Source organism: Pseudomonas sp. PvP100, assembly GCF_017833055.1.
Lineage (GTDB): Bacteria > Pseudomonadota > Gammaproteobacteria > Pseudomonadales > Pseudomonadaceae > Aquipseudomonas > Aquipseudomonas syringae.
This window is the reverse complement of sequence record NZ_JAFIBO010000001.1, coordinates 5,374,234-5,388,582: the sequence shown is the minus strand read 5'-3', so window position 1 is coordinate 5,388,582 and position 14,349 is coordinate 5,374,234. Positions and strand designations below refer to the sequence as shown.

At 50.3% G+C, this 14,349-nt stretch carries 10 protein-coding genes, 4 tRNA genes and 4 pseudogenes; 6 read left to right on the top strand and 12 right to left on the bottom strand.

What is annotated here, in order from left to right; translation table 11 throughout:
- Positions 1-266 precede the first annotated feature (266 nt).
- The 7 genes from JOE39_RS23290 to JOE39_RS23260 form a co-directional block, all read right to left on the bottom strand.
- On the bottom strand, positions 267-1,355 hold the full coding sequence (locus JOE39_RS23290) for a LysR family transcriptional regulator (protein WP_161421643.1): 1,089 nt from the start codon (positions 1,353-1,355) through the stop codon (positions 267-269).
- A 215-nt stretch (positions 1,356-1,570) separates the two neighbouring features.
- Entirely contained in the window at positions 1,571-2,812 is a 1,242-nt protein-coding gene (locus JOE39_RS23285) for a cation:proton antiporter (protein ID WP_010405930.1), read from the bottom strand.
- A 38-nt stretch (positions 2,813-2,850) separates the two neighbouring features.
- Positions 2,851-4,083: an ATP-grasp domain-containing protein gene (locus JOE39_RS23280; protein ID WP_024665703.1), complete on the bottom strand. Its 1,233-nt coding sequence runs from the start codon at positions 4,081-4,083 to the stop codon at positions 2,851-2,853.
- A complete protein-coding gene (locus tag JOE39_RS23275; RefSeq protein ID WP_122220603.1) occupies positions 4,080-4,958 on the bottom strand; it encodes an iron-containing redox enzyme family protein in 879 nt (292 codons plus the stop codon). The genes JOE39_RS23280 and JOE39_RS23275 overlap by 4 nt, the downstream gene beginning before the upstream one ends.
- On the bottom strand, positions 4,958-5,341 hold the full coding sequence (locus JOE39_RS23270) for a DUF3291 domain-containing protein (RefSeq protein ID WP_229636564.1): 384 nt from the start codon (positions 5,339-5,341) through the stop codon (positions 4,958-4,960). Before JOE39_RS23270 ends, JOE39_RS23275 begins: the two co-directional genes overlap by 1 nt.
- A 47-nt stretch (positions 5,342-5,388) precedes the next feature.
- Positions 5,389-5,877 (bottom strand): VOC family protein, encoded by a 489-nt coding sequence (locus tag JOE39_RS23265; protein WP_003392788.1) that lies wholly within the window; start codon positions 5,875-5,877, stop codon positions 5,389-5,391.
- A 6-nt stretch (positions 5,878-5,883) separates the two neighbouring features.
- Positions 5,884-6,633 (bottom strand): hypothetical protein, encoded by a 750-nt coding sequence (locus tag JOE39_RS23260; protein ID WP_003392791.1) that lies wholly within the window; start codon positions 6,631-6,633, stop codon positions 5,884-5,886.
- Positions 6,634-7,095: 462 nt separating this feature from the next.
- Here JOE39_RS23260 and JOE39_RS23255 point away from each other — a divergent pair.
- The 6 genes and pseudogenes from JOE39_RS23255 to JOE39_RS26440 all read left to right on the top strand — a co-directional run.
- Positions 7,096-7,533 (top strand): annotated as a pseudogene (locus tag JOE39_RS23255) (hypothetical protein); the annotation flags it as partial.
- A 14-nt stretch (positions 7,534-7,547) separates the two neighbouring features.
- A pseudogene (locus tag JOE39_RS23250) lies at positions 7,548-8,039 on the top strand (TraM recognition domain-containing protein); the annotation flags it as partial.
- A pseudogene (locus JOE39_RS23245) lies at positions 8,035-8,127 on the top strand (TIGR03758 family integrating conjugative element protein); the annotation flags it as partial. The pseudogenes JOE39_RS23250 and JOE39_RS23245, both read left to right, overlap by 5 nt.
- Before the next feature lie 19 nt (positions 8,128-8,146).
- The gene (locus JOE39_RS23240) at positions 8,147-8,515 is read left to right on the top strand and encodes a TIGR03745 family integrating conjugative element membrane protein (RefSeq protein ID WP_003392802.1); all 369 of its coding nucleotides are present in this window, start codon (positions 8,147-8,149) and stop codon (positions 8,513-8,515) included.
- A 15-nt stretch (positions 8,516-8,530) separates the two neighbouring features.
- A pseudogene (locus JOE39_RS23235) lies at positions 8,531-9,931 on the top strand (conjugative transfer ATPase); the annotation flags it as partial.
- Complete coding sequence (locus JOE39_RS26440) at positions 9,920-10,684, top strand: tyrosine-type recombinase/integrase (protein WP_264692893.1); 765 nt, start codon at positions 9,920-9,922, stop codon at positions 10,682-10,684. The pseudogene JOE39_RS23235 and the gene JOE39_RS26440, both read left to right, overlap by 12 nt.
- 327 nt (positions 10,685-11,011) lie before the next feature.
- Here JOE39_RS26440 and JOE39_RS23230 read toward each other — a convergent pair.
- From JOE39_RS23230 to clpB, 5 genes are all read right to left on the bottom strand, one after another.
- A tRNA-Pro gene (locus tag JOE39_RS23230) sits at positions 11,012-11,088 on the bottom strand.
- A gap of 95 nt (positions 11,089-11,183) precedes the next feature.
- Positions 11,184-11,259: transfer RNA gene (locus tag JOE39_RS23225), tRNA-Lys, on the bottom strand.
- Positions 11,260-11,264: 5 nt separating this feature from the next.
- Positions 11,265-11,341, bottom strand: a tRNA-Pro gene (locus tag JOE39_RS23220).
- Positions 11,342-11,370: 29 nt separating this feature from the next.
- Positions 11,371-11,446 (bottom strand) — tRNA-Asn (locus tag JOE39_RS23215).
- A 294-nt stretch (positions 11,447-11,740) separates the two neighbouring features.
- Complete coding sequence (gene clpB, locus JOE39_RS23210; protein ID WP_024664665.1) at positions 11,741-14,305, bottom strand: ATP-dependent chaperone ClpB; 2,565 nt, start codon at positions 14,303-14,305, stop codon at positions 11,741-11,743.
- Between the last annotated feature and the right edge of the window lie 44 nt (positions 14,306-14,349).

Here is a 14,349-nt window from a genome sequence, read left to right as displayed (position 1 = left end):
TAAAAACGTTGACAACGAGCTCTAAGCTCGGAAAGGGCACTATTGTACAAGATTTTGTTTTTGCTGTCATTTCACTTGTCAAGTCTTTACAGAGCACCAAAGGAGCATGAATTTCCAAACCGCGTTAAAAGCTGCGGGGATATAGGTTGGCACGGTTGTGAGAAGTGATGACGATATAAAGGTTAGAAAGGGCGCAACAAGCCCAAAAAGCGCCCCCGCTATTGCATTAAATATTAGTGCAGAGTGAAGTTATCGCATAGCTTATACTAATCAATTTCTAAATTAAGGCGCAGATGCTTTATTAAGTACTCTACTGCAGCCTTGACTTTCAAAGACCCGTACTTGTTTTGATTATAGAGAAACCAAACAAACTCTTTCTCTCCGCCATCTATCAACTGCCAATCAACTAAAACAGGCACTACCAACCCCTCTCTTACCGCAGCCCTTGCATAAAGCCTTGGTAATGCCACAATTCCAAGATGACCTATCGCTGCATTGAGCGCAGCCTCATAATCATTAGCGCTATAGCGGCTAGAAACCTCAAACGAGCATGTACGATCATCGCTTTTAAAATGCCATTCTTTTTCGTCAACCCGATTGTTTATTTTGATGAAACTATGAAGAGCAAGTTTATCAACAGACGTAGGCAACCCGTGACACTCTAAGTACTGTGACGAAGCATATAGGCTTCGACGAACATCAGTAAGCTTCCGCGCAATAAAATTAGAAGGCGGAACCGCTGAGAGCTTAAGTATGATATCCATCTCAGTGTCAGTGTTATTATCACTCTCAGAAAAACCACTGAAGAAAGATTGTACGTCGATAAGAGGATACTGAGTTAAGAAGCTTGGAATAACCTCGCTAAGAGCGGGTATGAGGAGTCTAGGGGCGGCGATTCTTATAATACCTTTGGGCTCATTATGCAACTGCTCCTTAAGCTCAAAAATCTGAGAAGAACTCTCGAGGATCTTTTTGCAGAAATCATAAACTCTTTCCCCGTCATTGTTTAACCTCAGATGTCTAGTACTACGCTCTAGCAATCTGAGCGATAAAGCCCTCTCTAGCTTAGAAACTTGTCTACTTACAGCGGAAGCGGTGATGCCTAGCACGTCTGAGGCTTCGATAAAACTCCCTACCTCGACAACAATCGCAAAAGCTGCCATATACGGTAAAATGTCGATTTGATCCCTACGCATAAAATATCCATTGCACACAAAACAGGGACGAGCAGCGGTAGCGAGCGAAGCACGCTGAAATTTGCTCATAAATGGGGAGGCAGTTAAATAAGCGCAATTATCACTAGTTATTATTGTTATCTTGCTGGCATTATGCCTGCTGGTGAAGCTCGTTTGCATCGAGCAACAACCTGTATGACGATACCAAAATTCTGTTACCGCAGACATTAAAAGTTTAGAAATGGTAGCTTTGAGCGTGAGCACCCAGGGAGCCCAGGTGCTGTTATTGAAGGGTTTTAGGCTCTCTTATGCGAGGAATTTAATCACAGGCTTTGCACAGATGCTGCCCTTCCCATGCATATCAAATCGACAGCATCAAGGTGACAGCTTGCAAGTTATGTAACAGCTTCAGCAGGAGCTGATTGGCTTTTCCCCGCACGTTTGTACCACCAATTCAACACAGGAATAGTCATACCCGTTGAAACTAGAGCGAGAATCAGAAGCACGCTGTAAGTTGCTTGATTAACGACACCAATTTCCAAGCCAATGTTTAGCACCACGAGTTCGACCAGCCCTTTAGTATTCATTAGAACACCCACTTCGACAGAAGTGGATTTGGGCAATCCAACAATACGCGCGCCCAAATAACACCCTCCAAGCTTACCAATAAGACTTCCAACGAAGAATAGAAGCAGCCAAACCACAAGACTACCACTAAGACTTAATGAGGCTTGTATTCCAGAGTATGCAAAAAATACCGGCGTCAATGCTAAGCTACTAAATCCCCCTACAATTTTTTTCCAATTACCTTCTAAGCCTGGAACTCGACTTAATGTATAACCAGCCACTATAGCACCGGTGACACGGTTGAAACCCAGTGAGTCAGAGATTTCGGAGCAAAGAAGGCAATAGCTGAAGGCAATAGTTATCTGCGCAAAGGCTGGAAATCGGTCGCCATCTAACCACTTAAATTTACGAATAATGGGGCTAACTACGTAAAGAGATGTAACAATGAACGTTAAAAAAAGAATTCCGTTAATTGTAATTTGTTTAGTCGAGGTGTAGCCCGAGGCATACATAGCAGAAATCACTGCAACCCCTGCCCAAGCTACCATGTCCGAACAGACAGCAGAAGCTAGAGCAATGGATCCAGACGACTTATTGATGAATGTATTCTCCCTGATAATTCTTACCAAAACCGGAAGCGCAGTAATAGATAGCGCTAATCCGCAGAATAGAATAAAAGAGAAAAAAGGTTTTTCTGGAGCCATCACGGGTTTCGCAACGTAGGCCAATACGCATCCGATCGAGAACGAAAATACTATGCCAGCTACAGCGATGACAATTGGCGCATGTTTCTTAGCAATATTCTCTAAAGATGCTGGAGCATGCCACGCGACTTCAAACATCAGAATTATGACGCCTAGTTCGGCTAGTTCTTTCAAGTGCTGGCCTGGCGATCCGACGAATAAATAGTTGAAGAGCTCAGGTGAAACCCCACCAAGAACAGATGCACCTAGGAGGAGGCCTGATGCGATTTCACCAATTACTCGGCTCTGGCCCACTCTTTCTGCAATCGACCCCACGATTAAAGCTGTGATAAGCACAACAAATAATGATAACATCCAATGTGTCATAAGCTAAGCCCTTATATTCCTAGTAATACCGTGATTTCTCAAACCTTGTATATAATTTTCATATGTTCGTGCACCATCTTAGAATGCTGCATCAACGTTTCAGCATCATCGTGTAGCAAAAAAACAAAACCCCAAGTAGATAGAAAATCGTGAGTAGGCTCAATAATTTCAGCTTCGCTCACGATAATATTCATATCCTGAAATGAGGATAGCTTTTCAATTTCAGCCACACCCTCGATCCGATCGATTAAACCAGACTCAAAGTTAATAAGACAGCAAACACAGAAGTGTTTCTTGTACTCTACCGGCACACGAGGCACTCCGGCTAGACCAAGGTAAATATCGATATTGACCTGATAAAGATTTCTCCCAGTACACAGCTCTATCATTCTCGGCAAATCGGCGCCTGGTAATCGGCCGTTTTGCTCGATCAGCTGAATATCATCACCATCGACTTTGAGCTCGATATCATTTATTCCGTAATCTGCCTCAAGAGCCTTATTTACTCGCGTCGCGTAATCGAAAATCCTGCTGGAAAGATCATCATCAATCCGCACTGACCTGATGTTCTTGTATATACTTGGATTATTGTTTATTTGTATTTTTTCATATTCCGCTATACACAAAAGCTCCTTGTCATTTCCTTTGCCAAAGTTAGCAATCGCGACGCAGTACTCTTTACCAACGATATATGGCTCTATCAGCGCCTCTTTTTCGCCCGAATTAAAACTTTCATTGGTTGACTCAATCAATGAAAGAGCACGGTATATATCTCCAACATTATGGCAGACTTTAACGTTCTTACTTCCAGTCCCCTGAGTGGGCTTTACGACCACAGGAAACTGCGTGAAACTCAAGTCTGATTTGCGCGCGGTGTCCAACGACAGTGCTTCTACACCGGTAGTAGGCACATTGTTCAACTTGAGCGCTCGCTTCATTTCGAGTTTGCTATACCGCGCTTTCTGCGTTCTGACTGGGTTACCAGTCAACCCTAAGTGCTCAGCTAAAGTGTCGCAAAACTTTAGTGCCGAGTCGGAACCTGGCACTATAGCTTTAACGTTTTGCAACGATAGCTTCTCGATTGAATCAATCAGATTTTCCGAGAATATAACTTCTTGAAAATCGCTACTACTGAATAACCGATGAAGTCGTCCTGGAAATTTAGTTCTAGTCACCAATGCTACAGATGTGTAACCCTTCTGAAGGATTTCTAGACCATAACGACGTCCTGAGCTAACTGGATCTATGACTACAATAGCCCCCTTAGTCATAAGCCTATACTCCGAAGCTTACTGTACATATAGGTGTAGTATCTAACAGCAACATTGTACCTAACCATCACGCCAATCGAGAGCTCTTTAATAATCTCTTCCCCACATGACGAGTAGTGGTTCAAAACTGTCTCGTACCAAGCCTCGCTGTGATAGGTGTCAATCATTATGTGAGCTTTGTGATAAGCGATTACATCTTTTGGCAATCCAAGGCGCTCCATCGCGAAAGTTGTTGCACCAAACCGGGTTGGTGCTGAGCCTTCTACCAATCCCATAGCGCCTATAAGTCTTACGTTGTACTCCCTACGCGAGGCCCACATAAGCAGAATGTTACCATTCATCAAGCACTCTGTAGGCGGGACATCTATTGAGACCCCTGCGTTAGAAAGGACGACCCTCATATAGTCAGAAGATTGTCGAAACATGGTCGAGTGAACTAGACTGAAATTTCCATTACCCATTTCGTCCCAATAATTATTGCCCGCGACCATTTTGCATTGAATCGGCATTCCTAGTTGGGTAACGGCCATTAGGTCATCGAATGATCCGTCAACCATTTCCTCCATACATATGTAGAAAGCCACCTGTTCAAGTGTCGACTCGTTTTTTAAGAAATCGACAAAAAAGGCAATGTCATCATTTATTTTTTTCTCACAACTTAGATACCATTGTAGAAACTCATCCTTGGTTCTAGGAGGACGGAAATCACCCAGTAGATTTTCCTCTTGAATATTCCAACTATCCTCATAGCTTTCGGCTCGCGCCCTCATTTCATGTAGGCTTTTGGATTGCCCTGCCATGCCTGCTGGATCGCCTAGATTTTTACGATAATAGTCGGCAAGCAGCTGCTGATTCTGTCTTTGAGTGTTTTTCATTAATATGCCACCGCGGGAGGTTCTGTAGAACGGAGGTCGAATGCCAAATCAGATGCACCGTGTTCATATAGTAATTCGAGCCTTTCATGTGCCTCTGATAAAGTTGGTATGTGCCCCTCAGGAACCCACCACAGAACAACCCTGGGATGCTTTATAGGCAAAAACCATTCTTTACCTCTCCGAATAAACTCTGCATGTGGAGTACGATACAAGAATGACTTGAGAGACTCTGTGTCTTGCCATAATGACAGAGTGTAGGCAAAACCCTCCCCCCACAACTCTTGTACCAGCTTCTTGTCTTCGTATTTTTCTCGCCAGATGAATCCTGGCTGAGACTCCGCTAGTGAATTAACATAGTTTACCGACTCAGTAAAACCAACCATTTTGGGGTCGTCAAAGGGGTACCGTGCATGTACCAAATCAAACTGTGCTAGGTTCTTTTTTCTGGCTTGGTCCATTTTTGTATCTCGATAATATTTCGTTCAGGATCTCGAACATATAGGAACTCGCAAACTCCAACTCCCTTTACGTTTTGCTTGACTACCTTGCCAAGCATCCACCCCCCGTTCCTAACTACTTTTGCACAGATATCAACGAGGTCTTCGACTTCAAAGGCGAGATGGGTTATACCGCGTGAATTTGCATACGCCACCTCTCTGTTAACTCCTTCCATGTATTGGAATATCTCTAACGTAATTCCAGAGTCCTCACAGCCCGGAAGTGATAGATGTATACCTTCGATTATCGCGTCTGGGACCCCAGTACCACCAGAGACAGCATCGCCTGAAAGCTTTCTCACAGGACCTACCTGGTGGCATCCGAATACATTGCGATAAAACTTAGATAGTCTTTTCCAATCAGCACTTACGATGTTTGTGTGACTGAATCTGACTTTTTTACCGCGATTAAAACCGAACATTCTGGTTCAGTCTCTGAAGACAAAAGTTTCATGCTCGACGTAGCGATCCACGTCTTTTGCACGCTCGTACGCCATATTCAAGATGATTCTTGTCACATCTTCAGTTAGTGGTTTTACACGATGCAATGTTGTATCTGTCTTCAGCAGATATACATCTCCGGTTTGATGGTAATGCGACTCAATATTGTTCTCTACTAAGAGGTTCTCAATTCGCGGATTTTTCTTATCCCAATCTGTGTGAGGCACACATTCGAGAAGTCCACCTGCTTCGATGCGTGGCGCTTCTACAATCCAGATTATCGTGAACGGGTAGTCCCCCCAATGCCACCCATGAGTATCACCCGCTTTGTGCTGCGAGTTGATAATATAGTTGTCCCAGATCCAGGGTGTAGGAATAATTTCTTCTTTTACAATATGGGCCACAAGACCCTTCAGATAATTTGAATCATAAGCTTTTGTAATATAGGCACCGTGCTCTGCAATCGTATCTCGTGTAACATTACTCAAGTATCGTGGCGTATTACCTGTGGACTCAATCAACATGTCTCGGCGTTTTGCATGATTGGCCAACAAATACTTTACTTCGGCCATAATATTATCTCGCACACCTGCATCCATCAGGTGGTTGATTTTCAAATATCCGTGACGAGCAAACTGATGCCGCTCCCAAAAAAAATCTCGCCCTTGATGCGGAATGGTATCCAAGACATCGACGTTCGATTGCTTGGATGAGTTAGTTTCGCAATTATTTTCCATTCTCATTTTCTTCCAATATTGGTTTTGAGGTGAGATTGGATCCTAAGCTGAACCGTTTTTTAAATAAATAGCACCACGGGTCGTATTATGCGACCGCGCAGGTAGTAATGCCTCTACTCCACATTTCACCTGGCGTATTTTTTCAACTCCTAGTTTTTATTAGAAAGGCGTCATTTCTCGACCTAAAGAGTCAAGGCAACCAATGTTTTTCAGTACACCGATTGGCACAACGCGGCAATACAACTTCAAAGCATCCTGCGTGGTTTACTTCTCATTGCCATATCTAAACCAAATAAAGCCTTATCCCGTTGTCCTACACAGGGTTCCTCTTAGCCACTCTGTAAGCCGCGAAAGCTGGTTTAAATCCGCTAATCTAAAACCCATTCCGACAGAAAAAGGGTTTCCTACTGCTTCCGATCACGCTTTTTGCGAACGTGCCTCACATCTTGAGTGAGGTCCTCCATGAAGCTGCCACTGCGCCCTTCTCTTTCCCGCGCTGCCATCCTGCAAGTACTGACCCTGATCGTGCTGATCGGCATGTTGGTCCACCAGCAGTGGCAGATTTTCCACCTCAAGGCCGGCTTTGAGTTTGCTGCGAACCTGGAAACCGTTAACGCAATCACCCGACGCATCAACGGCGTGGATGACAGGCTCGATGCCGCTAGCCAGTTGAAGTCCGTGACCATCGATGATTTCAGAGCCGGCCAGCAGGCACTCTCCAACCGAATCGATGCTGTTCAAGCTCTCGTCAAGCAGGTGCAGGAGACGTCTCAGGACGCAACTCAGCAGGCGGCCTCGATGCAAGAGGTTGTCGTCATGGGCGCTCGGATCGAGGAGCTGCAGGTGAAACTCCAGGACCTGCGTGCAACTAAAGCCGCATCTGCTCAAGTCACTGCTGCGGCCAAGCCGAAGGCTCGGTCGCTGGCCATATCTACAAGTTCGGTGTCGACGACGGACTACCGGGCGGCGTCCCTGGCACCAAAGTGCCTATCAACCTCCATGCCGATGAGTTCAACGAGCTGATGGGTGAGGAATTCATTCCGATGATCAACAAGGGTGGTGGTGCCGGCATGCAGGTGACTGCCTACACCCAGACAATGAGCGATATCGAAGCGAAGATCGGCAACAAGGCCAAGGCTGGCCAGGTGATCGGTAACTTCAACAACGTGTTCATGCTGCGCGTCCGCGAAACGTCCACCGCCGAGCTGCTGACAAACCAGTTGCCTAAGGTTCAGGTTTTCACATCCACCCCGGCCAGCTCGGCGAATGACAGTGCAACGGGCAATACCGCGTTCACATCATCCAGTCATGACCAGGTGCAGCAGGTCAGCGTGCCAATGATTGAGCCAGCCCATGTCGTCGGCCTGCCCAAGGGCCAATGCTTTGCGCTCATGGAAGGCGGCAACCCGAAACCTCGACAGATCGGCTGCTGCCGCTTCTGCCGCTCGTTGGGCCGTGCTGTTCATGATTATGACTTTCATGCTGTTGAGTTGATTTTTCCAAGGAGATAAAGATGACGCTGTATTCACTGTTCACTCAGGCACGTGCTTTTTTGAAACGCCGGCCTTTTTCGGTGCTGCTGACGGCTGCCACACCTGGCACTAGTTTCGCGGCTCTACCGGGTGCACAAGCACCCACACGCGGCACTGGGACCAGCTTCCTGCAGACCTTCCAAAACTATGCCTTCGACGGCTTCACGCTGCTGGGTCTATGCATGTGCGCGTTCGGCATCATTTTGGTGGGGCGACATGCGCTGGGCGTCTACCACGAGATCCACATGGGCAAGGCCAAATGGGCTGACCTGGGCAGTACCGCGGTAGTCGGTGTTTGCTTGATCGGCGTCACGATCTACCTGGTCACCACCGCTACCAACATTCTTTGAGTCCTAGAGGCTTCCATGCGCGAAGCCCCGAAGACCGGCCACCTGACTGGCGAAACACGTAAAGGCGGTGATGCCTTGCATGCCCTGTTCGACAAGTTGCCTGAGGACACTGTGTTGGCCATCACCCTGGTCATCACACCTCAAGACGTGCTGGAGGCTCATCTTGAAAAGCTGGCACGCAAGTCGGTGGGTGACAACCAGGCTTCACTACTGACCCGCGAAGCGGTAAACGATGCCAGGAAACTGATCGGTCGTGAGCACAAGCTGTACCGAGGCAGCATCGCCTTTTACCTCAAGGGAAATGACGAAGCACAGCTCACCGCGCGCAGCATGCAGTTGACCAACGCATTGCTGGGTGCCGGTATGGAACCCGTCGCATCTGACGACGAGGTGGCCCCGCTCAACAGCTACCTGCGTTGGCTTCCCGGGAATTTCGACGTCAATCAAAAGCGATCCATGGACTGGTACGTGCAGATGATGCTCGCCCAGCATGTTGCAAACCTGTGCCCGGTGTGGGGTCGCTCCAGTGGTACTGGGCATCCTGGTATCACGCTATTCAACCGTGGTGGGGCTCCACTGACATTTGATCCATTCAACAAGCTGGATCGTCAGATGAATGCCCACATGTTTCTGTTCGGCCCCACAGGTGCAGGTAAGTCCGCCACGTTGAATAACCTGCTCAACCAGCTCATTGCGGTTTACGCACCGCGCCTGTTCATCGTCGAGGCGGGTAACAGTTTCGGCCTCTTAGGGGATTTCGCGAAAAAACTTGGCTTGACAGTCAACAGGATCAAGCTGGCCCCGAACTCGGGCGTTAGCCTGGCTCCGTTCGCCGACGCTATTCGATTGGTAAACACCCCGAGCCAGGTCAAGACCTTGGACGCTGATGACCTAGAAAGCTCTGACGAGCATATCAATGCCAAGGCCGATGAAGACAATGATGAACGGGATGTTCTCGGCGAGATGGAAATCGTAGCCCGCTTGATGATCACCGGCGGTGAAGAAAAAGAGGAAGCCCGGCTTACCCGGGCGGACCGCAGCGTAATCCGACACTGCATCCTTGCAGCGGCCAGAGTTTGTTCCGACGCCGATCGCACCGTCCTGACTGAAGATGTCCGGAACGCGTTGCGCACGGCCGGCGAAGATACCTCCATCCCAGAGGGCAGACGCAACCGCATGCTTGAAATGGCCGAAGCCATGGACATGTTCTGCATGGGCGCCGACGGAGAGATGTTCAACCGTACCAGTACGCCTTGGCCTGAAGCAGATCTGACCATTGTCGACCTGGCCACCTACGCACGTGAGGGTTACAACGCCCAGCTGTCGATCGCTTACATCTCGCTGATCAACACCGTTAACAACATTGCGGAACGTGATCAGTACAAGGGCCGACCGCTGGTCAACGTGACAGACCAGTTGTTCAACGTAAACAGATTTTCAGGCCACTACCGCCGCAATGAGATGAACTCCAACCAAGTCGAGGCGATGTATAAAAAACTCACTGCGATGACCGGTATACGGATGACGCCTCACCGCTTCCGACACACGATCGCCAGTGAACTAATGACGCTACCGGAGCGCAACATCTATCTGACCAAGAAATTGCTGAACCACTCGAATATAGCTACCACGATGGATTACATCGAACCCGACTACGACATGATGCGGGAGGTGATGAATGAACGAGGAAAGCGGCCGGCCAAAATCAGCTACATGGCAAAACCGGATGCGACGCTGCGTGCTGATAGACACCGATCAATATCTGCTCCAGTTAAGGACTTGACTGCGTCGACTAAGACTCGCGAAACCACTGCAGAAGCCGAAAGCTCAGCTGGCCAGGCCTTGGCCAGGCCCCGCGCACTGCCTACACCGATCTCGACCATGTGCCCATCAACTGCTCCAGATACCAGGACAGCGAACCGCGACGAGACGCCCTCACCCACTAGTGACCGCGACACCGCAGTCAGCCAGCTACCGTTAGGCTGCTCCAGTCCAGAAGATCTGTTGAGAAGCTTGGGGGAACTCACCAGGTGGGTACAGAACAACATTGCCGGCGGAGGAACTGGTGCTGAACCAGTGATCGAGGAAAGACCTGTCCCAAGCCAGGATGCTCGGCATCTACGCCCTGAAATGCTGGAATTGGCCGGATGGATCGGCAGGTCAGGCTGATCACTTGCGTTGGATATTTGTAAAAATACTCAATCTGCCATTATCAGCAGATGCATCGCGATGCTGATTATTTAGTTATCGGGCCTAATGACTGCCTCATATGGGCCGATACACGCGCAGCACAGCATTTTTTGCCAAAAAAAACGCCCCGTACACAAGCTTTCGCTCGGTACGGGGCGCTCCAATTTGACATCACAGCTTGCTGGCGCTATGTTTCGCGACAGACGGCTGCTTGTTTGGGTATAAGACCCCTCATACGGTAAAGCCTGCCTCAAACTGAGACATGAACACCCATCAAGGTCCTAAAGATACAGCCACAACAGTGTTTGGTCGGGGTAAGGGGATTCGAACTCCTGACATCCTGCTCCCAAAGCAGGCGCGCTACCGGACTGCGCTATACCCCGGTAAATCAAGGCACCTCAACCAGCTGCCTGCGACCTGATACGAGTGGCATCAGATCTTTAAGATTCGGCTCCAAGGTGAACCTTGGAACCAAAAATGGTGGGTCGTGTGGGATTCGAACCTACGACCAATTGGTTAAAAGCCAACTGCTCTACCAACTGAGCTAACGACCCAAATATGGTCGGGGTAAGGGGATTCGAACTCCTGACATCCTGCTCCCAAAGCAGGCGCGCTACCGGACTGCGCTATACCCCGACTGAAACTGCATTGAACCTTGCGAAATCTGGCTCCACGACCTGGACTCGAACCAGGGACCCAGTGATTAACAGTCACTTGCTCTACCAACTGAGCTATCGCGGAACTATCGATTTCAGATTCAACTTTACAACCTGTCGCCTTGAAATCAGCTTGCTGTTAACTCGTTGATTTCAATCTCATCGACCTTTCCGCTTCGTTTGTATCGTTGCGTTCACGTCTCTGAGGCGCGCTATTCTACAATTTTAAAAACACCTGTCAACCCTATAAATTGCTTTTTAAGACAATGATTTGCGATTTTTTTTCAGATCGCCTCTCGGGCCTGATTCTACTGCTGACCGCGCCTCAAAAAAAGGCCCTCGGTTCGAGGGCCCTTCTATAGAGCGGTGACGAGCGCTGTCAGACAAACGTGATCTCGTCGTCGACCACCTTGCCGGTGATGGTCGTGCCAGGCATGAAGCTGCCCGAGAGGATCATCTGCGCCAGCGGGTTCTCGATCCAGCGCTGGATCGCCCGCTTCAGCGGCCGTGCGCCATAGACCGGGTCGTAACCAACGGCGATCAGCTTGTCCAGCGCCTCGGGGCTCAGGGTCATCGACAGCTCGCGCTCGGCCAGACGCTTGCGCAGGCGGCCCAGCTGGATGTCGGTAATACCGGCGATCTGGTCACGCGCGAGCGGTTCGAAGATCACCACTTCATCGATCCGGTTAACGAACTCCGGACGGAAGTGCGTACCGACTGCGTCCATCACCGCAGCACGCTGCGCCTCACGATCACCGACCAGTTCCTGGATCTGCGCCGAGCCCAGGTTGGAAGTCATGACGATCACGGTATTGCGGAAGTCCACCGTGCGCCCGTGGCTGTCAGTCAGGCGTCCGTCTTCAAGCACCTGCAAGAGGATGTTGAATACATCGGAATGCGCCTTCTCGACCTCGTCGAGCAGAATCAGCGAATACGGTTTGCGACGCACGGCTTCGGTCAGGTAGCCGCCCTCTTCGTAACCAACGTAGCCTGGCGGTGCACCGATCAGGCGAGCCACGGAATGTTTCTCCATGAACTCGGACATGTCGATACGCACCATCGCCTCTTCGGTGTCGAACAGGAACTCGGCCAGCGCCTTGCACAGCTCAGTCTTACCCACGCCGGTCGGGCCGAGGAACATGAACGATCCGCTCGGACGATTAGGGTCGGAAAGCCCGGCACGCGAACGACGCACGGCATTGGAGACCGCGACCACCGCTTCTTCTTGGCCGATCACCCGGTTGTGCAGCAGGGTTTCCATGCGCAACAGCTTCTCGCGCTCGCCTTCGAGCATCTTCGACACAGGGATACCGGTCCACTTCGACACGACCTCGGCAATTTCTTCCTCGGTTACCTTGCTGCGCAGCAACTGGTTTTCCGGCTTACCGTGCTGGTCGACCATTTGCAGGCTGCGCTCCAGGTCCGGAATGATCCCGTACTGCAACTCGGCCATGCGGTTCAGATCGCCCCGGCGGCGCGCGGCCTCCAGTTCCTGGCGAGACTGTTCGATTTTCTGCTGGATCTGTGCCGAGCCGGTGACCTCGGCTTTTTCCGAGGTCCAGATTTCTTCAAGATCCGCGTACTCAAGCTCAAGACGCTCGATTTCGCCCTGAAGTTTTTCCAGGCGCTTGATCGCTGCCTCGTCCTTTTCCTTCTTGAGGGCCTGAGCTTCTACTTTCAGCTGGATCAGGCGACGTTCAAGGCGGTCGAGCACTTCAGGCTTGGAGTCGATCTCCATGCGAATACGGCTGGCCGCTTCGTCGATCAGGTCGATGGCTTTGTCCGGCAACTGGCGGTCGGTGATATAGCGATGGCTCAGCTTGGCCGCCGCGATGATCGCGCCGTCAGTGATGGCGACCTTGTGGTGCACTTCGTAGCGCTCTTTAAGGCCACGCAGGATCGCGATGGTGTCTTCTTCACTTGGCTCGTCGACCAGGACTTTCTGGAATCGACGCTCAAGCGCCGCATCCTTCTCTATATATTGGCGGTACTCGTTGAGCGTGGTAGCCCCCACACAATGCAGCTCGCCGCGCGCCAGCGCAGGTTTGAGCATGTTGCCAGCGTCCATCGAGCCTTCGCCCTTGCCGGCACCAACCATGGTGTGCAACTCGTCGATGAACAGAATGATCTGGCCTTCCTGCTTGGACAGTTCGTTGAGCAGCGATTTGAGGCGCTCTTCGAACTCACCCCGGTACTTGGCACCGGCAATCAACGCGCCCATGTCCAGCGACAGCAAGCGCTTGCCGCGCAGGCCATCGGGTACTTCGCCATTGATGATGCGCTGCGCCAGGCCCTCGGCAATGGCGGTCTTACCCACGCCAGGTTCGCCGATCAGCACCGGGTTGTTCTTGGTGCGGCGCTGCAGGACCTGAATGGTGCGACGAATCTCGTCATCACGACCGATCACCGGGTCGAGCTTGCCCTCTTCGGCACGCTTGGTCAGGTCGACGGTGTACTTGTCCAGCGCCTGACGCGACTCTTCGACGTTCGGGTCATTCACGGCACCTTCGCCGCGCAGGTTGTTAATGGCATTTTCCAGGGCCTTCTTGCTGACGCCCTGCCCCAGCAACAATTTGCCGAGCTTGCTGTTCTCGTCCATTGCCGCGAGCAGCACCAGCTCGCTGGAAATGAACTGGTCGCCTTTCTGCTGCGCCAGACGGTCAGCCTGATTGAGCAGGCGCGCCAGATCCTGCGACATGTTGACGTCGCCGGTCGGGTTCTGGATTTTTGGCAGGCGGTCCAGCTCTGCGCTCAGTTCTTTGCGCAGGCTGTTGATGTCGAAGCCTACCTGCAACAGCAGAGGCTTGATGGAACCGCCCTGCTGCTCAAGCAGCGCCTGCATCAAGTGCGCAGGTTCGATGGCGGGATGGTCGAGGCCAACGGCCAGCGACTGGGAATCGGATAACGCTAACTGTAATTTACTGGTCAATCTGTCGATACGCATTTGTCACCTTCCTTTAATGCAGGCCGGAGCAATGAACACACCTA

Excerpts from the sequence above, each read along its gene's own strand:
- clpB (WP_024664665.1), bottom strand. The coding sequence starts at position 14,305 with ATGCGTATCGACAGATTGACCAGTAAATTACAGTTAGCGTTATCCGAT.
- JOE39_RS23270 (WP_229636564.1), bottom strand. The coding sequence starts at position 5,341 with ATGGTTGGTTTTACTGAGTCGGTAAACTATGTTAATTCACTAGCGGAG.
- JOE39_RS23275 (WP_122220603.1), bottom strand. The coding sequence starts at position 4,958 with ATGAAAAACACTCAAAGACAGAATCAGCAGCTGCTTGCCGACTATTAT.
- JOE39_RS23260 (WP_003392791.1), bottom strand. The coding sequence starts at position 6,633 with ATGGAAAATAATTGCGAAACTAACTCATCCAAGCAATCGAACGTCGAT.
- JOE39_RS23290 (WP_161421643.1), bottom strand. The coding sequence starts at position 1,355 with ATGCAAACGAGCTTCACCAGCAGGCATAATGCCAGCAAGATAACAATA.
- JOE39_RS23285 (WP_010405930.1), bottom strand. The coding sequence starts at position 2,812 with ATGACACATTGGATGTTATCATTATTTGTTGTGCTTATCACAGCTTTA.
- JOE39_RS23280 (WP_024665703.1), bottom strand. The coding sequence starts at position 4,083 with ATGACTAAGGGGGCTATTGTAGTCATAGATCCAGTTAGCTCAGGACGT.
- JOE39_RS23240 (WP_003392802.1), top strand. The coding sequence starts at position 8,147 with ATGACGCTGTATTCACTGTTCACTCAGGCACGTGCTTTTTTGAAACGC.
- JOE39_RS23265 (WP_003392788.1), bottom strand. The coding sequence starts at position 5,877 with ATGTTCGGTTTTAATCGCGGTAAAAAAGTCAGATTCAGTCACACAAAC.